Origin of the sequence: Vibrio bivalvicida, assembly GCF_001399455.2 — a bacterium.
Lineage (GTDB): Bacteria > Pseudomonadota > Gammaproteobacteria > Enterobacterales > Vibrionaceae > Vibrio > Vibrio bivalvicida.
Genome location: NZ_LLEI02000053.1, coordinates 293,183 through 313,311, shown reverse-complemented (window position 1 = coordinate 313,311; position 20,129 = coordinate 293,183). Strand labels below are relative to the sequence as shown.

Below are 20,129 nucleotides of genomic sequence, written 5' to 3'. Positions count from 1 at the left end.
AGCGAGAAGCGAGAAGCGAGAAGCGAGAAGCGAGAAGCGAGAAGCGAGAAGCGAGAAAAAATAAAGGGTTGACACAATGTGTCAACCCTTCTCATTTCACGCCATTGCTCCGTCATCCCCGAGAGGGAGGCACGACCGAGTTGGGGATCTCTGCAAACGAGTAAGATTCCTTTAGAGATTCCCTACTCACTCCTTCGTCGCTCTATGGAATGACGATTTGTCGCCGTCCGATCTCGCCTCTCGAAGCAAAGCGTTCTGTAGGACGAAGTCCGTTCTATATTTCTTAAGAGCTCAACCCTTCCAACTTATCGAAGTAATCTGGGAAGGTCTTAGATGTACACTTAGGATCATTGATGGTCACTGGCGTATCACTTAGCGCGACAAGCGAGAAACACATCGCCATACGGTGGTCATCGTAAGTATCAATAGCTGCGTGCGTCAGCTTGGCTGGCGGTGTGACAACGATGTAATCTTCACCCTCTTCCACTTCGGCGCCTACTTTACGTAGTTCGGTCGCCATCGCTGCAAGCCGATCTGTCTCTTTTACACGCCAGTTGTATACGTTGCGAATCGCGGTAGTACCTTCTGCAAACAGTGCGGTAGTGGCAATCGTCATCGCTGCATCTGGGATGTGGTTAAAGTCCATATCTACGGCTTTTAATTCACCCACACGAGAAATAACGTAATCGTCACCCCATTCGATTTGTGCACCCATTTTTTCTAGCGCATCTGCAAATTGAATATCACCCTGAATGCTGTTTTTACCGATACCTGTTACTTTGATTTCACCGCCCTTGATCGCAGCGGCAGCCAAGAAGTAAGACGCAGAAGACGCATCCCCTTCAACCAAGAAATCACCTGGTGCGACATACGATTGACCTTTGCGAATAACAAACTCTTGGTAGTTGTTGTTTTCTACCACGACTCCGAACTGAGCCATGATATGCAAAGTGATATCGATATACGGTTTAGATACCAGCTCACCCACAATGTTAATAGTGACATCATCTTGAGCAAGTGGTGCAGACATCAGAAATGCGGTCAAAAACTGGCTAGAGATAGAGCCATCAATGTCCACTGTCCCACCCTTCAAACCCGTTCCTAGGATCTTAAGTGGTGGATAATCTTCATTTTCTAGGTATTCAATCTCTGCACCCGCTTGGCGAAGCGCATTGACTAGATGACCGATAGGACGCTCTTTCATTCGTGGCTCTCCGGTGAGTACGTACTCACCGCCACCTAAGCATAGTGCAGCCGCCAGAGGGCGCATCGCTGTACCCGCGTTACCCAAAAAGAGTTCTAACGCTTGTGGAGCGTCAAACGGCTTTCCTAGCCCTTCAACTTCACAAACCGTTTTATCTTCAGACAAAGTATATGAAACACCAAGTTGAGATAACGCATTCAACATATGGCGGATATCATCACTGTCGAGTAAGTTAGTTAGACGTGTCTTGCCACTTGCAAGGGCTGCAAGCAATAAAGCTCGGTTAGAGACACTTTTTGAACCTGGTAAGTTGACCTCACCATTGACTTTATTGATAGGTTGTAACGTAAGGCTTTCCATTTAAATTGATATTCCTTGCTCACCCCGTCTTCCTAAACGGGACGATGAAAATTCTTCGTACTTGCAGCCTATCTAAATTCACCTAGTAAAACCAGACCCAAATCACGAATAGAACTGAATAATTATCTGCTCTGGCCACACCCATCTGAGTCTATTAATATTCCTTATCGACCCGTACGCCATCATCAAAATAGAGAATACGAACTTTATCTCCTCGCTCGAATAACATGTTGTTGTCGACATCTTGGATAACGTCTACCAACTTACCTTTGTCGGTTTCAATCAGTATCTCTACCAACTTGTATTCAACTCGATACTCTTGGTTAGCTTGATTTCGGGCAATCCCCGCACCTGCAACCGCTCCGACCGCTGTCGCTACTTCCTTACCAGTACCGCTACCAAACTGGTTACCAACTAGCCCTCCAACCACCGCACCCAGCAGTGTTTCCCAACCTGAACCTTTCGATTTAACAATATCTTGTTGGGTTATGTACCTCACGGTATCAATTTGACCGAAAACTACTTCATTGACCGGACGTGCCGTATTTCTTTGGTAAGCCGCATTGGCAATCAAGGGAAAAACCAATATGATCCAGAGTAACTTCTTCATTTTCTTTTCCTCATTTCATTCATGGCGATTTATCTCACTGAACTTGATCTCAATAACCTTTGGTTTCCATCCACTTTTGATGCTTTAGTCGATCCAAACGGCTTACTCGCATTTGGTGGTGACCTAAGTGCAGAAAGGCTTATCTTGGCCTATAAAAATGGTATCTTTCCCTGGTACGGTCCAGGAGAGCCCATTCTTTGGTGGAGTCCATCGCCACGAGCTGTCTTTGATCCTAAGACATTTCAACCAGCGAAAAGTCTCAAAAAATTTCAAAGAAAACACAACTACCGCGTGACCATTAATCATACAACAGAACAAGTTATTGACTACTGTGCCTCAACTCGAAGCGAAGAAGAAACATGGCTCAATGAAGAAATGCGTCAAGCCTATAAACAGTTGGCAAAACAAGGCAATTGCCACTCTGTTGAGGTTTGGCGCGACGAATGCCTTATCGGCGGTCTTTACGGTATCTCTGTGGGGCAAGTATTTTGTGGTGAATCGATGTTTAGTTTAGAGGCTAACGCATCCAAAGTAGCACTGTGGTATTTTTGCCGACATTTTGAGCAACACAACGGAAAATTGATCGATTGTCAGGTGCTTAACCCTCACCTCGCCTCATTGGGCGCAATTGAACTCAATCGTGAAGACTTTATGCAAAGGCTGCTATCATTTAATAGTGAGCCGCTATCAGAAAACTGTTTTTCACAACAGCGAATAACCAGCGAAACTTGGGGAGAGTAATGAGTTCCGATCTGCAGCAAATCCGTATTGGTTTAACCGACTGCCACCCTTGTAGCTACCTTGCTGATAGACAGGAGCGTGTGGCCGTAGCCCTTGAGCCCACCATGCATTGTGGTTCGAGCTATGAGGTGTTGCTAGCTAATGGATTCAGGCGCAGTGGTGATACCATCTACAAACCTCATTGCGATCAATGCAGCGCGTGTCAGGCTATTCGTGTCTCCATCCCAGAGGTTGTCCTTTCACGCAATCAAAAGCGCCTGTTAAACAAAGCCAAATCATTCACATGGCAGCTTAAAGAGCAGATGGATGACCAATGGTTCGAACTCTACTCACGCTATATTGAATCTAGACACCGCAACGGAACTATGTACCCACCGAAACAAACTGAATTTGCCCAGTTTTCTCAATGTGCCTGGCTCAACACTCAATTCTTGCACATTTATGACCAAGACAAGCTCATTGCCGTCGCTGTCACGGATATTCTGTCTAATAGCGTCAGTGCCTTCTATACCTACTTTGACCCAGACTATACGCTTTCCTTAGGTACACTTGCGGTTTTATTTCAGATTCAATATTGCCAAGAGCAAGGTAAACAGTGGCTTTATTTAGGCTATCAGATCGATGAATGCCCGGCGATGAGCTATAAAGTCCGATTTCAGCGTCATCAAAGGCTAGTAAATCAGCGTTGGCAAGGGTAGAATACGCCCCAACTTTACTTAATTCATTTTTATCGGCATTATGCACCGGTTGAAATCGTCCATTTTTAAAAGAGGATTAAATGGCTAAAGAAGACGTAATTGAGATGCAAGGCACTGTCCTTGATACTCTTCCAAACACAATGTTCCGTGTTGAGCTAGAAAACGGTCACGTGGTTACTGCTCACATCTCTGGTAAAATGCGTAAGAACTACATCCGTATTCTTACTGGTGACAAAGTAACTGTAGAGATGACTCCATACGACCTATCAAAAGGTCGCATCGTCTTCCGTGCTCGTTAATCTCTGACTGCCTCACGCAATCCGAATTATTCGAATACACACAAAAAAGCGAAGCATAATGCTTCGCTTTTTTGTGTGTGCTGACAAGAGGTTATTTCCCTAATGCCTCTTTATAATGTTCGCGACATACAGATACATAACGATCGTTACCACCAATCGCAACTTGATCACCTTCTTTAATTGCCACACCATTTTCGTCGGTGCGAATCACCATGTTGGCTTTACGACCACAGTGACAAATAGTTTTCAGCTCAATTAGCTTATCTGCCCACGATAGAAGGTACTTGCTGCCTTCAAACAACTCACCAAGAAAATCCGTTCTTAGCCCATAACACAGCACTGGAATATGCAGTTTATCGACAACTTCGGTTAGCTGATATACCTGCTCTTTAGTCAAGAATTGGCACTCATCAACAAGAATACAGTGACGCTTCTCTACTTCATTTAGTGCCGTAATCTCTTGGTATAAGTTTGTCTCTGCATTAAATAATTGAGCATCTGACTGCAAGCCGATACGCGAGCTGACTTTACCAATACCATAACGGTCATCTAACGCCGCAGTAAAGATAACTGGCGTCATACCACGCTCTTGGTAATTAAAAGAAGACTGAAGAAGAGTGGTTGATTTACCCGCATTCATTGCAGAGTAATAGAAGTACATCTGTGCCACTGTTTGTTACCCGTATAAAGATGATAAAAATTAAAGAAAAGGGCTGAATCAACAGCCCTTCTTGAAATGGTATGCCTACGATTTATTTACGGCGCCACGTCGTGCCTGCTGCGCCATCTTCTAGCACGATGCCCATTTCCGTCAGCTTGTCTCGTGCCATATCAGCATTGGCCCAGTCTTTAGCTGCGCGAGAATCGTTACGTAGTTTAATCAGTGCTTCGATTTCCGCTACTTCGTCGTCATTGCCAGAGTCACCTTTTAAAAAGGCTTCAGGATCTTGATAAAGAATACCAATCACATCTGCTAGTTCACGCATTAGTGAACCAAGCGCACTAGCCATTGCTACATCTTCCGTCTTCACACGGTTGATCTCACGCGCCATGTCAAACAGCACTGAGTAGGCTTCTGGGGTGTTGAAGTCGTCGTTCATCGCCTCAGTGTAGCGCTTAACATACTCTTCCCCACCCGCAGCTGGTGTTGACAGGTCAAGACCGCGCAATGAAGTGTACAGACGCTCAAGTGACGCACGTGCTTGGTTTAGATTCTCTTCGCTGTAGTTTAGCTGGCTACGGTAGTGACCTGACATTAGGAAGTAACGTACCGTTTCTGCATCGTAGTGACCTAAAACATCACGAATAGTAAAGAAGTTACCTAGAGATTTAGACATTTTCTCACGGTCTACCATCACCATGCCGCTATGCATCCATGTGTTGACGTAATCAGTACCGTGCGCACAGCAAGATTGCGCGATTTCGTTTTCGTGGTGTGGGAACTGTAGATCAGAGCCACCACCGTGAATGTCGAAATGGTTACCTAAAATAGATGAGTTCATTGCAGAACACTCGATGTGCCAGCCTGGACGACCAGGTCCCCATGGTGATTCCCAAGTAGGTTCACCTGGCTTAGACATCTTCCAAAGTACAAAGTCTAGCGAGCTACGCTTAGCACTTTCAATTTCTACGCGAGCACCCGCTTGTAATTGCTCTAGGTCTTGGCGAGACAGCTTGCCATAGTCGTCATATTTCGCGATTTCAAACATCACGTCACCGTTATCAGCGACGTAGGCAAAACCGCGTTCGATAAGCTTTTCAACCAGTTCAATGATTTCGGTGATGTATTCCGTCGCGCGAGGCTCAATATCAGGGCGCTTCATATTCAAAGCATCAAAGTCTGCGTGCATTTCACCAATTAGGCGTTCAGTCAACGAATCACAGCTCTCACCGTTCTCGTTTGCACGTTTAATGATCTTGTCGTCAATGTCAGTAATGTTACGAACAAACGTAAGATCGTAGCCTAAATAGCGTAAGTAACGTGAAACGACGTCAAATGAAACGAAAGTGCGACCGTGACCAATATGACAGAGATCATAGATGGTTACCCCACAGACATACATGCCAACTTTGCCGGCATTGATTGGTTTAAATTCCTCTTTCTGTCTTGTGAGTGTGTTATATATCTTTAACATGATCTCTTTCTAATATTTAGGTGAAACAAAATAGTGGCTCAGTATACCAACTCACGCCCAGTTAGGTAATCCCCGAAATGCGCAAAAAACCATCATTAACACCTATACTCAGGTCTCAACCCGTACTTTTCACGTGTTAATGTCTGAAAAGTTAAGTTAGAATCTTGGCTCAAAGCAAAAACACAGCTAAAGGAAAAAATCATGATCACCCTTCACACAAATTTTGGTGACATCAAAATTCAACTAAACGAAGAAAAAGCACCGGAAACAAGTGCAAACTTCCTACAGTACTGCCGTGATGGTTTCTACGACAACACGTTATTCCACCGTGTTATCGACGGTTTCATGATTCAAGGCGGTGGCATGGAGTCTGGCCTAAAAGAGAAGGCAACGCGTGCACCAATCAAAAACGAAGCAAATAACGGCCTAAGCAACAAGGTTGGCACTCTTGCTATGGCGCGTACTATGGAACCGCACTCAGCGAGTTCTCAGTTCTTTATCAACGTGAAAGACAATACCTTCTTAGATTTCCGTAGCGAAAGCCTTGACGGTTGGGGTTACTGTGTATTCGCTGAAGTCGTTGAAGGTATGGACATCGTTAACAAGATCAAAGGCGTTAGCACTGGCTCTTCCGGCATGCACCAAGATGTACCGCTTGAAGATGTACTGATCACTGGTACAACAATCGAAGAATAATTGAAAAAAGAGAGCGCGTGATGCGCTCTCTTGCTATTTAACTATGACCACACTTTTTATATCTGATCTCCACCTATCCTCTTCTACTCCTGAAATCACCCAGTGTTTTATCCGTTTTATGCGTGAAGAAGCCGTTCATGCTGACGCACTCTACGTGCTTGGTGATTTATTTGAGTTTTGGATTGGTGATGACGACCGCTCCGATTTTGCCTCATCCATTAGGACTGAGTTTAAAACGTTAACCGACAAAGGCATCCCTTGTTACTTCACCCAAGGTAATCGTGACTTTCTGGTTGGAAAACGCTTTAGTAAACAAACAGGGGTCCAGTTGCTTGGTGACGAAACCGTAATTGACTTATATGGCCGTCAAGCCATTGTTCTACACGGTGATACACTTTGCACTCAAGACGTGAAATACCTAGAGTATCGAGCCAAAGTACATCAACCTTGGTTACAATGGGTGTTCAATCGCATTCCAATGCTGCTCAAGAAAAAGATTGTGAGCAAAGTTCAATCCGATATCCGATCTGACAAGCAAACTAAGTCTCTTGACATTATGGATGTGACTCAAGACGAAGTTGAACACGTAATGCTTAGCCACAAAGTAGACCTTATGATCCATGGACATACACATCGGCCTAACGTTCATTCCTTCCAAGTTCAAGAAAAGGACTATACTAGAATTGTGCTAGGTGACTGGTACACTCAGGGGTCAGTCTTAGTGTACGATAAATCCGGGTTTGAATTACAACAACGGCCTTTTGCAAGCTAAGTCACTTATTTTTCACGTTATTTAGTCCATTATAAATGAAGACTAGTTTCCTTCAACCTGTACTTGGAACGTGGTATAGATCTTGACTTATTCATATATAGCTAGACAACCGATATTAAATGTAGATAAACAAACTATTGGTTATGAACTGCTTTTTAGAGACGGTCCGCAAAATACCTTTCCGGAAATCGATCCTGAACATGCGACCAGCCGTTTGTTATCTGATCACTTCCTCTCGACGCATTATGAAACACTTGGAGATAAGCTAGGTTTTGTTAACTTTCCTTACCAAAGCCTACTCAACAAGGTGCCAACTCTTTTCCCTTCAGACAACCTTGTGGTAGAAATTTTAGAAGATTGTCCACCAACAAAAGAATTACTCGACGTCATTAAGGAAATGGCCGCAGCAGGATACAAAATAGCTCTAGATGACTTTATCCCAAGCAAAGAGTGGCGTTCGTTCCTTCCTTATATCTCGATCATTAAATTTGATATCAGGCAAGTATCCATTGAAAAAGCGCGCAATTTTATTCTGCGTTTATCTGGGAGCAATATTGCTTTCCTCGCTGAAAAAGTCGAGACCTATGAAGAATTCGAACAAGCAAAAAAAGCAGGGTTTGAGTACTTTCAGGGTTATTTCTTTAGCAAGCCGGAAATGATTACCCGTAAGGCACTCGAGCCTTCTTTTATGACGGTGGTTCAACTGCTGACTGAAATAGCTAAACAGGATATGGACTATGCATCGATTGAGTCTTTAATCAGCAAAGACGTCACATTATCTTTTAAGCTGCTGTCTTTCGTTAACTCATCTTCAATCGTGCAAACCAAAATTCAATCTTTCAAGCAAGCGTTGGTCTACTTAGGTGAAGATAAACTAAGGAAGTTTATTTCGCTCGTCTCTCTCGCATCTACGCAAGAAAGTAAACCCGATTATTTATATGGTTTGTCTATTCAAAGGGCCCGTTATTGCGAACTCCTTGCTGCGCGATTAGAAACCAAATTTGAATCCGGGCAAGCGTTTTTGACTGGTATGTTCTCGCTGCTTGATAGCTTGCTTGACAGACCTTTGGAGCAAATTATTGAAGAGATCTCTGTCGACGAATCAATAAAACTCGCAATCACTAAAAATGAAGGCATACTAGGCGAAATTTTATTGCTAACTAAAGCATACGAACAAGCCCAATGGGAAGAAGTACGCCGTTACTGCGATTCAATTGGGGTCGATGAAGTGGTATTAAGCCAATGCTATGACTCCTCAGTCAAATGGACTGCTGACCTTCTTTCTGTAAAAACGAAATAAGTGGAGTTTTTATGAATTCGTGTCCTTGTGGAAACCCAAAGGATTACAGTCATTGCTGCGAGCCGATCCATCACGATCATTCATTGGCCCAATCACCAGAGCAACTGATGCGCTCTCGCTATTCTGCCCATGTCAAAGGTCTAGTAGATTATGTGATCAATACCTATCATCCAAGCTGCCATGCAGAAGATGAACGACAAGCAATTTCAGATTCAATCGACAGCGACTGGTGTGGCTTAGAAGTGATCAGCACCAAACCAGGCAACAACCCAGACGAAGGTTTTGTCACTTTTAAGGCATTCTTCAAGCAAGATGGACAACAACTTTGCTTACAAGAGTGCTCTCGCTTTGTAAGAGAGCAAGGACTTTGGTTCTATATTGATGGCGTTTTCCCACAGCAGGAATCCATTGAAGAACAAGTTGATCCAAGACTGGCACAACCTATTCAAGGCCTAAAGGTCGGGCGCAATGATCCTTGTATCTGCGGCAGTGGAAAGAAATTCAAAAAATGTTGTGGCTAGCATAAAAAGGCAGGATTCGATCCTGCCTTTTTTAATCGTTGGGGTTCACCCTTACAATATCGCTTTGCCCATGTTGAAACTGTTTTTTTAGCTCAGATTTCGACTTAAAGCTAATCTCTCCACCTTGAGCAACTGTCATATGCTGCGCTTCTACATTATGCTTAGATTGATACAACATCACAGCTTGCATACAAGAATCTCGCTGCTCCTGCGAAAGTGGGGTACCCTCAGGCCACTTACCTGTTTCTACAGCAAAAAGTAGACGCTCATAAGCCTCTGGTGTGATGGCGTTGATTAACTGCTCTGCGTCCATGGTCTATCCTTAAAGTCAGTGGTGTTAAGCGCACCTTAACTGGCTCGTAGTCTCAGTCAAGATAACAACAAAAAATAAGTGTAACGGATCACAAGCAACGACAGTATGAAAACACTCAAATTACTCACGCTCTTTGGCATTACCTTTGGTCTATCTGGCTGTTTCGAAGGTAACAAAAACACCGAACAGCTTTGTGAAAGCAATCCTGCTCTCCAATGCGAGCGCTTAAATATGGGCGACGGTCAGTGTCGTGTTCCTAGGACTGACTTGATATGGCACAGATTCGAGGTTATGAAAAAACCAACAGACCTCAACCTGATAAAAGAATATAGATATGTTGCGGCGTATAAGAAGTGCTTGGAATTGGCCTCTCAGATCCAACCCTTGGATCAGAAAGGCGTCAAGCAACAACGCTTTACCGCACTAGTTAACTCTGGTAACGACCTTGAGAGCATTGTCGCGGCACTCGAAAAGTCAGATTCACCCGAGTCTCTTTATTTTTTATGGAGCCAAATTGGTAGCGAAGAAGCTCGCAGGGGCTTTCTACAACTTGAAGGGACCGAAGCCCTTGAAAGCGCCGAAATGCAATACGCTCTCGCGACTTTCTATACCAGCAGAGACCAAAAGAAAACACTTCAGTTGCTCATTCATGCCCTCGAACTTACCAACCGTAGCAACATTAATACTGAAGTGTTTAAATCTTTGGCGAGTACTACCTATAGAATGGGGATGAAAAAAGAAGCTTATGTGTGGACTATGGTGGCACAAAAGTTCAATGTTCCGATTGCCTCTGATAGTGAACTGCAACTCCTATACGGTTTCGATAAGAGTGTTTATGACCAACTTGATGACATTGCAGACCAAGTCGAGGATGCCATCATGAGTGGTACTTTCAACGGAGCAATCATCCCCAAATTTAAAGAATCCTAGGCTAATGAAAGGATAAAACAAAGAGCGGTGATAAAATCACCGCTTTTTTATGAATTGTTGAAAATTAACGACACTGAGTTAACACAAAAACGTTCGCCGGTTGTCTTTGGTCCATCAGGAAAAACGTGACCTAAATGGCTATCGCAAGTTGCACATCTTATTTCCGTACGCACCATTCCGTGACTTAGATCTTTTAAATAACGAATAGCCTCACCATTGAACGGAGCGTCAAAACTTGGCCAGCCGCACCCAGAATCATACTTGCTATCCGAGTTAAATAGTGGCGCTTGACAGCAGGTACATGAGTAAATACCCGTCTCTTTGTTATGTAGCAACTTGCCACTAAATGGGGCCTCTGTACCCTGCTCTCTGCATACGCGATACTCTTCCTCAGACAGCACCTCACGCCAGTGTTCATCAGGCTTTATGACTTTTTCTTTATTTTGTTTCACGGCAACAAATCTCCATACTCTCATTTTTAATTATGACTTTTTTTTCGAAAAACTTGCACTCAATTACTTTTGTAGCACATACTTTGAAACCATAACAGGATGGTTAAACTTTCAGCACTGCTGTCAACATCTGAACTATTTTACGTCAACTGGTTAGGGAAAAAACTAGCAATCCGTTCAAAACATCGCCATTTAAGACTAATTGTGAAAAAAAGCGACGCTTTTTTTTGACTTTAAACAAGTTAAGTCCGATTATCTGTTGCAGATTTTGACTGGATTCTGTAATTTTACTACCAGTTATCTTTAATCAGAAATTAAGTTGTGGAGCAACTATAATGACTATCAAAGTAGGTATTAACGGTTTTGGCCGTATCGGCCGTTTCGTTTTCCGCGCAGCGCAAGAGCGTAACGACATCGAAGTTGTAGGTATTAACGACCTTATCGACGTAGAGTACATGGCATACATGCTTAAGTACGACTCAACTCACGGCCGTTTCAACGGTACTGTTGAAGTTGAAGGTGGTAACCTAATCGTTAACGGTAAGACTGTACGTGTTACTGCAGAGCGCAACCCAGAAGACCTTAAGTGGGATGCTATCGATGTTGACGTTGTAGCTGAAGCAACTGGTCTTTTCCTAACTGACGAGACTGCACGTAAGCACATCACTGCTGGTGCAAAGAAAGTTGTTCTTACTGGTCCTTCTAAAGACGCAACTCCAATGTTCGTTATGGGCGTAAACGATTCAACTTACGCTGGTCAAGACATCGTTTCTAACGCTTCTTGTACTACTAACTGTCTAGCGCCTGTAGCTAAAGTTCTTAACGACAAGTTCGGTATCGAATCTGGTCTTATGACTACAGTTCACGCTACTACAGCAACTCAAAAAACTGTAGATGGCCCTTCTGCTAAAGACTGGCGCGGTGGTCGTGGTGCTTCTCAGAACATCATCCCATCTTCAACTGGTGCTGCTAAAGCTGTAGGCGTTGTTCTTCCAGAACTAAACGGCCTTCTAACTGGTATGGCTTTCCGTGTACCAACTGCTAACGTTTCTGTAGTTGACCTAACTGTTAACCTAAAAGAAGCTGCATCTTACGAAGCAATCTGTGCTGCAATGAAAGAAGCTTCTGAAGGCGAGCTAAAAGGTGTTCTAGGTTACACTGAAGACCAAGTTGTTTCTCAAGACTTCATCGGTGAAGTTCAAACTTCAGTATTCGATGCTAAAGCTGGTGTTGCTCTAACTGACAAGTTCGTTAAAGTTGTATCTTGGTACGACAACGAAATCGGTTACTCAAACAAAGTTCTAGACCTAATCGCACACATCTCTAAGTAATCATTACTTAAAGATAAGCGTTTAGCGCAGAATCTTGTAAAAGGCGACTTTCGAGTCGCCTTTTTTGTATCTGAACTTTGAGCGCCAGCTCACTGAACTTGGAAACAGAACATGGATTTAAACACTCTCCCTACCCTTACCGTCTTATCTGACAACGTGACTATCGTAGAGATCGATCAAGTTAAAGTTGTTCGCGTCATACACGAAAAAGCGTCGGCAGGTATCGCCCTACATGGTGGTCATGTCATTTCATTCAAACCGCAAGGTCAAGAAGACCTAATCTGGATGAGCGAGCAAGCTATTTTTGATGGCAAAGCAGCGCTTCGCGGTGGTATTCCTGTTTGTTGGCCTTGGTTTGGTCGCATTGCAGCGCCAGCCCATGGCTTTGCACGTAACAGTGAATGGACACTACTTGAACATCGTGAGAATGAAAACGGTGTTATCGTTGAGCTTGGTTTACTTTCTAACGAGTCGACACTGGCTATCTGGCCCTACCAATTCCAAGCTCACCTATTGGTTGAAATTGGTGATGAACTAAAAGTCACACTGGATGTAGCCAATACTGATGAGCAACCTTGGACATTCTCTGGCGCACTGCATACTTACCTGACCGTTGGTGATATCGAGCAAGCGACCACAGCAGGTATGGGCCCAGAATACATCGACAGCCTCAAACATGGTGAGGTATGTCAAGGCGGTGAAGAACTCCAACTGACAGACACCATCGACCGAGTTTATACTCAGCCCAAAGAAGAAATTATCGTTGAAGATCCAGTTTTCAAGCGTGCGGTAGTCGTTGAAAACCAAGGTCATAATTCAGCAGTTTTGTGGAATCCGTGGGCGAAGGGCGCTCAGGGAATGGCTGATATGCAAGACAACGGTTACAAGACCTTCCTTTGCGTTGAGTCTACTCTGCACGCGTCTTCAATCGAACAAGGCAAAACATTACAACCAAATGAACGTCATCAGTTAACTACTAAGATTTCTGCTAAATAAATCCTTTGTCACGGGTAACCTTGCTCGTGACACTCTCCTTTCACTTGAAATTTCTCTTTCTACATTCTGGTCTCTAGAGTCTAGGCACTCTACCTTGTCAATTTCGGTCTCGTTATCTATAAAATTATTAACGCGAATCAATTATATCCATTTTATAAATCGCTATTATCATTCGCTATTGAAAGTTTAGTTTTCGATGACGGCACAAGTCTACAAGAGACAGGATAACTAAAAATGTTAGAAAAACTCAAAAATCAAAGCGTCAGTTTTCAGTTGAAGCTAGTGATATTACTTTGCTTGCTGGTGTCCTTTGCCGGCACCGCCACACTGGTCTACCGCAACGCTTCTGAAGTGTTATTAGAAACAACCTTAAAACAACACCAGTCAGAAGTAGAATCGATGGCAATGACCATCGCAGGCCAGTTTGACGCCTATTTACACACCGCTAAAGTGCTGGAATCTACCTTCAGAAACGGCTACCTAGCAGGTGTTTATGTCGAGGACTATAGCGTCGACTTTAATGGCGAGTCGATCCCAAATATTACCCAATATGGTGAGAGCTTAATAAACGACACCAAGTTAGTTGATAGCTTCACCCGCGATACTGGCGCTGTTGCCACTCTTTTTGCGCCACTAAATGGTGACTTTATTCGTGTATCAACGTCTTTAAAAGATCCTTCTGGCAAGCGCGTAGTCGGCACGACACTAGGCAAAAGCCACCCTGGCTACAGCCAGTTGATTAGCGGCCAACCTTATTATGCGCAGGTCAAACTGTTTGGTGACAGCTATATTACCTATTATGCGCCAATCAAGAACGCGGCAGGGAAAGTAACCGGGTTATCTTTTATTGGGCTACCTGTCGAGCAGGCCACGCAAGCTCTATATAAATCCCTTCAGTCCATTACATGGGGTGACACGGGTTACACCATTGTTGTTGATAACCGCGAAGACAACCAAGGTAAGTACCTACTGCACCCACTACGCGATGAGAATGACCCTTCAATTGTTGAAGTGTCTGACTACGATGGTAATAAACCCTTTTATCAGATCTTTGAGCAAGAAAGTGGATTAATTCGCTACCCTTATGAATACCAAGGTACTGTCGGCGAAAAATACCTAGTGTATACGGAAGTTCCTGGCTGGAACTGGAAACTGTTAGGCGGTACCTTCATCAAAGAAGTGACCAAAGGTAGCGACACGCTGCTTAAACTGATCATTACTATCGCTACAATCGTCGCAATCGCAACTTTCATTATCTTAACCATTTTCTTAAATCGTAACTTGAAGCCATTGACCGTGTTAAATGATTACATGACGCGACTGGCCAAAGGCGAAGTAAGCCTAGATATCCCTTCCTCAGGCAAAGAGTCGAAGAACGAAATAGCGAACCTAAGCAATGGCGTGGCGAATATGGCGACCCAATTGAATACTTTGGTTGGAGAGATCCGCTCGACCAGTGATTCTGTTCAGAGTGCCTCACAAAGCGTATCTGGGGATGCTCAGCGCAATTTAAGCCAGTCTGATATCCAGCAAGAGCAAGTTGAGCAGGTTGCCACTGCCATTGAAGAAATGGCTTCTTCTGCACAAGCTGTTGCCCAGCAGGTTGAAGCCATTGCAGAAAATGTTCGCCTTACCAACCAAGATAGCCAGTCTGGACTAGAAGTGGTCGAGACTGTGTGTATTGATGTTGCACAACTCAATGATCAGCTAGACAATTCAGCCAAAGCAATTCAACAGGTAAACCTTGATAGTGAAGCAATCCAAACCGTTACTAAAATGATCGATGAGATTGCAGAGCAAACTAATCTACTAGCACTCAACGCTGCAATCGAAGCTGCGCGTGCAGGTGAACAGGGCCGTGGGTTTGCAGTCGTAGCAGATGAAGTTCGCACCCTCGCCCACCGCACTCAAACATCCGTTAAAGATGTAGTATCCATTATTGATAAACTGAAAGGCTCAACCAGTAACGCAGTCGAAATGATGAACAAAAGCCAAGCTAACGCCAATCAGGTTTTAGACAAAGCTCAAGAAGCGGGAGAAGCTTTGGAAGCAATCGCATCTCAAGTCCAGTCTATCGCGAGTCAAGCCGATACCATTGCCGCAACCTCTGAGGAGCAAGCGAATGTCTCTCAAGAAATTGCTTCCAACGCCAACTCAATTAGTGAGTTAAATCGAGAAAGTCGTGAAACAAGTGCGAAGACGACAAAAAGTGCCGATCACTTGATCAAACAAGCTGCTTCATTGAAACAGCAAGTAGACTTCTTCCACTAAGTTAACTGTTCCCACAAAACTTATCGGCAGCTTTTCGGAGCTGCCTTTTTCGTTGTGTCTGCTAGTCTGTATTTGTGCTTCCTGATAAACTTCGCTTTGTTTATTTTTGCCAGAGTCAGTTATGTCCTACACCTGCCCTTTATGCCATCAGCATCTTACTCTTTCCGAGCGTACATATCGCTGTCAGAACAACCACTCTTTTGACTTGGCGAAAGAAGGTTATATCAACCTAATGCCTGTACAGCACAAACGCTCTAAAGATCCTGGTGACAACAAAGAAATGATGCAGGCACGCAGACGCTTTCTTGAAAAAGATCTATACCAACCACTGAAAAAACGCGTTGCACAACTGTGTGCTGACGTTCTGGTTGATACACAACATCGATTACTCGATATTGGTTGTGGCGAAGGCTACTATACAACTGAAGTCGCCTCATCGCTTACCACACAATACGCTCAAGCGAAAACCTATGGTCTAGATATTTCAAAAGTGGCGATTCGTTACGCCGCTAAGCGCTATTTAAACTGCAACTTCTCTGTTGCTTCAAGTCATCGTCTTCCGTTTGAAGATGCTAGTCTTGACGCTGTTTTGCGTATCTATGCCCCTTGTAAAGCAGAGGAATTGGCTCGGGTCACTACTCACTCCGGAGTGGTTATTACCGTCACACCTGCTGGTCGTCACCTGTACCAGCTTCGCGAAGAGATCTATCCTGATGTAAGGTTACATAATGAAGAAATTGAACACATTGAAGGCTTTGAGCTAGAACAGCAACAACAGCTATCTTATTTAATGAAGCTGAGTAACGGTGATGGTTACGATTTACTGCAAATGACACCATTCGCTTGGAAAGCTTCTGATGAGCTTCGAGACAGACTAAAGTCAGCTACACTTTTTGAATGCGAGGCAGACTTTATGATCAGAATTTATCGTAAAAAGCCACTCAATAGATAATAATTCTCATTTTTATTGAACTCTATTCTGGCCTCCATTACTATTGCCGAACAATCTAATGGAGGCCAATTATGTTAAGGCTCGTTGCCACTTCTTTAAGCTGCTTTGCCTTAGTAGCCTGTTCAAGTCCATCGCTTTCACCCCAGAAAAGTACAATAAGTAGCTACTACGACTACCAACTCTATTCCCCCGATCGACAAGTCATTTCTATCGATTCTTTGCCTGAGGAATTAAAAGCTGCAGATGTGATTCTCGTTGGCGAGTGGCATACACATGCCGGAATTCATCACTTCCAAGTGGATTTGCTTAAGCAGTTGACTGACAAAAATATGGATGTCGCGCTCTCTATGGAGCAGTTCTCACGCAATAAGCAAAAAGTGCTGGATACATACCTAGCAGATGAGATCGGTGAACAAACGCTCATCAAACAGGGAGCAGCATGGCCAAACTATGAGAGTGATTACCGCCCATTGGTTGAGTATGCCAAAGCGAACCAGTTGGATATCATTGCTGCCAACGCGCCAAAGTCCATCGTTCGATGTATAGGACGCCAGGGCGTTAGCTATCTAGAAAAACTGACTGCCGATCAACGCAAGCAGCTAGCGACGACGATTGATACTGCAAACAGTCCATACAAAGAAAAGTTCATGGCTTCAATGCACCATGGCAAACCAGAGCAGACTGAGCGCCAGTTTGCCGCCCAAGTCACTTGGGATGAAACCATGGCAGAGAGCATTGTCGAATACCTAGCGCGCAACCCAAACAAACAAGTTTTCCATATCGCCGGATTGTTTCACACTCAACAAGGGCTAGGAATCAAAGCATCAATTCTTAAGCGCAACCCGAATCTTAACGTGCTAGTCATCACGCCAACCGAATCACCACTCGACAGCAAAACTATCGGGAGCGACTACCCACTTGAAGTGTTGCCACCACCTATCCGTTACGTGAAAATGGAAAACAGAATGGCCGCATACAAACATCTGACTAAGCGAAATGATAATTTAGAGTGTAAGTAGGCACCCTTATTGCTCGTCTTTAATTCAATGCCGATCAAACGCAACTGACTTGATGGGCATTCTTTAAACAGGCACGATTTATGCTTTAATAATTCAGATTCATTTTTTAAATAAAATGCACAAGTTTTTAACTAAGCGGTCGATATATTGTCTGAGGATGATGTAAGGAGAGCATTATGACACCAGTAGGAATGGAGGCGGCAAAGCTGTCACCAACCCAGCAGGTAACGCCTCAAGCCAAGGCACCTGACTCGAACGTGGGTCAAGCCCCACTAAAGGTTGAGCAAAATAAAGTCACGCTTTCAGATGAAGGAAAAGCGCTATTGGCAGCGCTTCAAGAAATTGAAAAAGAAGGAAAAGGTGCGAAAGAAGGCGACAAAACTGTCGGTGACAAAGTTGAGTCTTTTGCCCACGGCGCACTCGGTATTGATCATCCTGATACAATTGAAGACGAGCAAGACGGTTCTTATTCCGCAGGGCAATACCTTTCCGCTGCGGCAACCGTTGGAGGAATTCTTTTAGCGATACTCTAAGACTGTAATCAACCATAGAAGCCTTTGTAACTCGCAACAAATTACGCTGTTCGTCGTTACTCGCATGTACAACCTATAATGTTACCTTGGGTTATTGTGAGCAGTCTGCTGCACGTAATCACCATACCCTCCTCGATTAACGTTAATCCTGCCTGATGCTTTAGTGCCACATTACCGCAAGTTTAGACTCGCAAGAGTTATGGGGTACCATTTGTCACATTCGTGAAACATATGTTTAACATCACTGACATAATGTAGTGGTTAAATCTATGCGCTTTTAAAAACAAGGACAATTTCATGAAGCGCTTTATAAAACCAATACTAACCGCGACTGTAGCTTCTACGCTCTCTTTCAACGTACTTTCGGCAGAGATCAAAAACGTTATTTTGATGATCGGCGATGGTATGGGCCCACAACAAGTTGGCCTGTTAGAAACGTACGCAAACCAAGCGCCCAATTCAATTTATAAAGGGAAAACAACGGCGCTGTTTAAACTAGCGCAAGAAGGGGTGATTGGTTCATCGTTGACTCACCCAGAAGACGCCATTGTGGTTGACTCAGCATGTTCAGCAACTATGCTTGCAACTGGAATATATACCTCTTCTGAAGTTATTGGTATTGACTCTCAAGGTCACCACATCGAGACCGTTCTCGAGAAAGCAAAAACAGCAGGTAAAGCAACAGGCCTGATCTCAGATACTCGCCTAACCCACGCTACCCCTGCCGCATTCGCCGCTCATCAACCCCATCGCTCGCTAGAAAATGACATTGCCTCTGACATGCTTGAAACCAGCGTTGATGTCATGCTTTCTGGCGGCTTACGCCATTGGATTCCAAAATCAACCAATGATAAAGGCGACACCTACAAGCAGATTGAACAACTTACCCAAGGTGATGTGTACCTGAAATCAAAACGTAAAGACGAACGCAACCTGCTTGCTGAAGCACAACAACAGGGGTATAGCTTGGCATTCAACCGCTCGATGCTAGACAAAGCAAACGGCTCTAAGCTGCTCGGTCTATTTGCTTATTCAGGTATGGATGATGGTATCGCCTACAGCAACAAAAAAACCGATCCAAAACGCAGTCAGCCAAGCCTAAAAGAGATGACAGATAAAGCGCTGAGCATCCTATCTCAGAACAAACAGGGCTTTTTCTTGATGGTGGAAGGCGGGCAAATTGACTGGGCTGGGCACAGCAATGATGCGGGTACTATGCTGCATGAAATGCTCAAGTTTGATGAAGCGGTTAACTCTGTTTATGAATGGGCTCAAGGTCGTGACGATACACTCATCATTGTAACAGCCGACCACGAAACAGGCTCTTTTGGTTTCAGCTACTCATCTCAAGATTTACCTAAACCTGAAAAACGTTCAGGTGAAGCGTTTGCCAACAGAGATTACGCACCAAACTTTAACTTCGGTTCCTTCGACGTGTTAGATGGTTTATATAATCAGAAACAAAGCTACTACGGAATGATCAGCTCTTTCCAAAAGCTAGACAAAGCCAAACAGACACCGGAAAGCCTCGCTCAGATAGTTAATCAAAATAGCGCCTTCCCAATCACGACAGAACAGGCCGCTAGGGTACTTGCGAGTAAACCAAACCCATATCGTTTAGCTCAACATAAATATCTGTCGACAGAACAGGTGCCTGCGATAAACGACTTTGATGCTTTCTTCCCATATAACGACCGAGGTAACCTACTTGCTCGTGAGCAAGCAACAGGTCAAAACATTGTGTGGGGTACGGGGACGCATACTCACACCCCAGTCAATGTGTTTGCTTGGGGTCCTGCGGACAAAGTACTGCCTGTGTCTAAGATCATGCACCACTCAGAGCTGGGCGAGTTCATTAAATCTCAGGTGAACTAAGCCTTTAACGGCATTAAACAACCTCAATGGATGCCCGTGATCGGATTTCCATTGAGGTAATTAATCATTGACGCTATAACGATAAAAAGACAAAAATGCAGGCTTTACCCACTTTAATGCG

Annotated in this window: 21 protein-coding genes; 15 read left to right on the top strand and 6 right to left on the bottom strand. The window is 44.1% G+C overall.

Going from position 1 to position 20,129, the window contains the following annotated elements; translation table 11 throughout:
- Nucleotides 1-283 precede the first annotated feature (283 nt).
- The gene (gene aroA / locus APB76_RS18010) at nucleotides 284-1,564 is read right to left on the bottom strand and encodes a 3-phosphoshikimate 1-carboxyvinyltransferase (RefSeq protein ID WP_054961389.1); all 1,281 of its coding nucleotides are present in this window, start codon (nucleotides 1,562-1,564) and stop codon (nucleotides 284-286) included.
- 154 nt (nucleotides 1,565-1,718) lie between these two features.
- A complete protein-coding gene (locus APB76_RS18005) occupies nucleotides 1,719-2,174 on the bottom strand; it encodes an outer membrane lipoprotein (RefSeq protein ID WP_054961388.1) in 456 nt (151 codons plus the stop codon).
- Nucleotides 2,175-2,195: 21 nt separating this feature from the next.
- On the opposite strand from APB76_RS18005, the gene aat reads away from it, so the two are divergent.
- The 3 genes from aat (at nucleotide 2,196) to infA (ending at nucleotide 3,912) form a co-directional block, all read left to right on the top strand.
- Nucleotides 2,196-2,915 carry a leucyl/phenylalanyl-tRNA--protein transferase gene (gene aat, locus APB76_RS18000; protein WP_054961387.1) on the top strand — a complete coding sequence of 240 codons (720 nt, stop codon included), beginning with the start codon at nucleotides 2,196-2,198 and terminating at the stop codon, nucleotides 2,913-2,915.
- Nucleotides 2,915-3,613: an arginyltransferase gene (locus APB76_RS17995; RefSeq protein WP_054961386.1), complete on the top strand. Its 699-nt coding sequence runs from the start codon at nucleotides 2,915-2,917 to the stop codon at nucleotides 3,611-3,613. The genes aat and APB76_RS17995 overlap by 1 nt, the downstream gene beginning before the upstream one ends.
- Nucleotides 3,614-3,693: 80 nt before the next feature.
- The gene (gene infA, locus APB76_RS17990; protein ID WP_001040192.1) at nucleotides 3,694-3,912 is read left to right on the top strand and encodes a translation initiation factor IF-1; all 219 of its coding nucleotides are present in this window, start codon (nucleotides 3,694-3,696) and stop codon (nucleotides 3,910-3,912) included.
- Between the two features lie 91 nt (nucleotides 3,913-4,003).
- On the opposite strand, the gene APB76_RS17985 is transcribed toward infA, so the two are convergent.
- Both APB76_RS17985 and cysS read right to left on the bottom strand, forming a co-directional pair.
- Entirely contained in the window at nucleotides 4,004-4,582 is a 579-nt protein-coding gene (locus APB76_RS17985; protein ID WP_054961385.1) for a thymidine kinase, read from the bottom strand.
- An 82-nt stretch (nucleotides 4,583-4,664) separates the two neighbouring features.
- On the bottom strand, nucleotides 4,665-6,047 hold the full coding sequence (gene cysS, locus APB76_RS17980) for a cysteine--tRNA ligase (RefSeq protein ID WP_049846793.1): 1,383 nt from the start codon (nucleotides 6,045-6,047) through the stop codon (nucleotides 4,665-4,667).
- A 201-nt stretch (nucleotides 6,048-6,248) separates the two neighbouring features.
- Between cysS and APB76_RS17975 the strand changes: the two genes are divergently transcribed.
- The 4 genes from APB76_RS17975 to APB76_RS17960 all read left to right on the top strand — a co-directional run bounded on the left by APB76_RS17975 (nucleotide 6,249) and on the right by APB76_RS17960 (nucleotide 9,336).
- Nucleotides 6,249-6,743 (top strand): peptidylprolyl isomerase, encoded by a 495-nt coding sequence (locus APB76_RS17975; RefSeq protein WP_049846792.1) that lies wholly within the window; start codon nucleotides 6,249-6,251, stop codon nucleotides 6,741-6,743.
- A gap of 43 nt (nucleotides 6,744-6,786) precedes the next feature.
- Nucleotides 6,787-7,515 carry a UDP-2,3-diacylglucosamine diphosphatase gene (lpxH, locus tag APB76_RS17970; RefSeq protein WP_049846791.1) on the top strand — a complete coding sequence of 243 codons (729 nt, stop codon included), beginning with the start codon at nucleotides 6,787-6,789 and terminating at the stop codon, nucleotides 7,513-7,515.
- An 82-nt stretch (nucleotides 7,516-7,597) separates the two neighbouring features.
- Nucleotides 7,598-8,815 carry an EAL and HDOD domain-containing protein gene (locus tag APB76_RS17965; RefSeq protein WP_054961384.1) on the top strand — a complete coding sequence of 406 codons (1,218 nt, stop codon included), beginning with the start codon at nucleotides 7,598-7,600 and terminating at the stop codon, nucleotides 8,813-8,815.
- A gap of 11 nt (nucleotides 8,816-8,826) precedes the next feature.
- Nucleotides 8,827-9,336, top strand: a complete 510-nt coding sequence (locus APB76_RS17960) for a YchJ family protein (RefSeq protein ID WP_064429718.1) — start codon at nucleotides 8,827-8,829, stop codon at nucleotides 9,334-9,336.
- A gap of 31 nt (nucleotides 9,337-9,367) precedes the next feature.
- Here APB76_RS17960 and APB76_RS17955 read toward each other — a convergent pair whose 3' ends face one another.
- Complete coding sequence (locus APB76_RS17955; RefSeq protein ID WP_049846788.1) at nucleotides 9,368-9,649, bottom strand: YeaC family protein; 282 nt, start codon at nucleotides 9,647-9,649, stop codon at nucleotides 9,368-9,370.
- Between the two features lie 105 nt (nucleotides 9,650-9,754).
- Here APB76_RS17955 and APB76_RS17950 point away from each other — a divergent pair, with 105 nt between their 5' ends.
- Nucleotides 9,755-10,579 (top strand): DUF2989 domain-containing protein, encoded by an 825-nt coding sequence (locus APB76_RS17950; protein ID WP_049846787.1) that lies wholly within the window; start codon nucleotides 9,755-9,757, stop codon nucleotides 10,577-10,579.
- 47 nt (nucleotides 10,580-10,626) lie between these two features.
- Here the strand turns inward: APB76_RS17950 and msrB are convergent, their stop codons facing one another.
- A complete protein-coding gene (gene msrB / locus APB76_RS17945) occupies nucleotides 10,627-11,031 on the bottom strand; it encodes a peptide-methionine (R)-S-oxide reductase MsrB (protein WP_054961383.1) in 405 nt (134 codons plus the stop codon).
- A 335-nt stretch (nucleotides 11,032-11,366) separates the two neighbouring features.
- On the opposite strand from msrB, the gene gap reads away from it, so the two are divergent.
- The 7 genes from gap (at nucleotide 11,367) to APB76_RS17910 (ending at nucleotide 20,008) form a co-directional block, all read left to right on the top strand.
- Entirely contained in the window at nucleotides 11,367-12,362 is a 996-nt protein-coding gene (gap, locus tag APB76_RS17940) for a type I glyceraldehyde-3-phosphate dehydrogenase (protein ID WP_049846785.1), read from the top strand.
- Between the two features lie 111 nt (nucleotides 12,363-12,473).
- Nucleotides 12,474-13,358 carry a D-hexose-6-phosphate mutarotase gene (locus APB76_RS17935; protein ID WP_054961382.1) on the top strand — a complete coding sequence of 295 codons (885 nt, stop codon included), beginning with the start codon at nucleotides 12,474-12,476 and terminating at the stop codon, nucleotides 13,356-13,358.
- A gap of 234 nt (nucleotides 13,359-13,592) precedes the next feature.
- Nucleotides 13,593-15,629: a methyl-accepting chemotaxis protein gene (locus tag APB76_RS17930; RefSeq protein ID WP_054961381.1), complete on the top strand. Its 2,037-nt coding sequence runs from the start codon at nucleotides 13,593-13,595 to the stop codon at nucleotides 15,627-15,629.
- 121 nt (nucleotides 15,630-15,750) lie between these two features.
- Nucleotides 15,751-16,581, top strand: coding sequence for a 23S rRNA (guanine(745)-N(1))-methyltransferase (gene rlmA / locus APB76_RS17925; RefSeq protein ID WP_054961380.1), 831 nt, complete (start codon nucleotides 15,751-15,753; stop codon nucleotides 16,579-16,581).
- A 71-nt stretch (nucleotides 16,582-16,652) separates the two neighbouring features.
- Nucleotides 16,653-17,600: a ChaN family lipoprotein gene (locus tag APB76_RS17920; RefSeq protein ID WP_054961379.1), complete on the top strand. Its 948-nt coding sequence runs from the start codon at nucleotides 16,653-16,655 to the stop codon at nucleotides 17,598-17,600.
- Between the two features lie 176 nt (nucleotides 17,601-17,776).
- Complete coding sequence (locus APB76_RS17915) at nucleotides 17,777-18,133, top strand: hypothetical protein (protein WP_049846780.1); 357 nt, start codon at nucleotides 17,777-17,779, stop codon at nucleotides 18,131-18,133.
- A gap of 297 nt (nucleotides 18,134-18,430) precedes the next feature.
- On the top strand, nucleotides 18,431-20,008 hold the full coding sequence (locus APB76_RS17910; RefSeq protein WP_054961378.1) for an alkaline phosphatase: 1,578 nt from the start codon (nucleotides 18,431-18,433) through the stop codon (nucleotides 20,006-20,008).
- Nucleotides 20,009-20,129: the final 121 nt, after the last annotated feature.